This window comes from Rhizobacter sp. P1_G5 (assembly GCF_056405435.1).
Map to the genome: position 1 here is coordinate 1 of NZ_JBFUCB010001215.1, position 534 is coordinate 534.

2 protein-coding genes are annotated in these 534 nt (G+C 58.6%); both read left to right on the forward strand.

The genetic code is table 11. From position 1 onward, the window contains the following. The first annotated feature begins 26 nt into the window (after window positions 1–26). On the forward strand, window positions 27–230 hold the full coding sequence (gene rpmI / locus AC1D12_RS35035; RefSeq protein WP_047511790.1) for a 50S ribosomal protein L35: 204 nt from the start codon (window positions 27–29) through the stop codon (window positions 228–230). Window positions 231–281: 51 nt separating this feature from the next. Further along, on the forward strand, window positions 282–534 hold a 253-nt coding region (gene rplT / locus AC1D12_RS35040; RefSeq protein WP_477845635.1), incomplete at its 3' end, for a 50S ribosomal protein L20.

The window sequence follows — 534 nt, forward strand, 5'->3', positions numbered from 1 at the left end:
GGTGGAGCAACTAAAAAGGAGCAGTCATGCCCAAAATGAAGACCAAGAAGAGCGCTGCGAAGCGTTTCCGCGTTCGTCCGGGTGGCACCGTCAAGCGGGGCCAGGCGTTCAAGCGCCACATCCTCACGAAGAAGTCCACGAAGAACAAGCGCCACCTGCGTGGTGCCGTCGGCGTGCACGAGACCAACATGGGTCACATGGCTCAGATGCTGCCCTTTGCCGGGCTGTGATCTGCCACCACTGATTCACGGTTTCAGAAACACTTCCAGAAGGAGTAATCCATGCCTCGCGTCAAACGTGGTGTAACAGCCCGCGCTCGTCACAAGAAAATTCTCGCACTCGCCAAGGGTTACCGCGGCCGTCGCAAGAATGTATTCCGCATCGCCAAGGAAGCGGTCATGCGCGCTGGGCAATATGCCTATCGCGATCGCCGCACCAAGAAGCGTGTGTTCCGCCAGCTCTGGATCGCGCGTATCAACGCCGCGGCCCGTGGCCTGGGCATCACCTACAGCAAGTTCATGAACGGCATGAAGA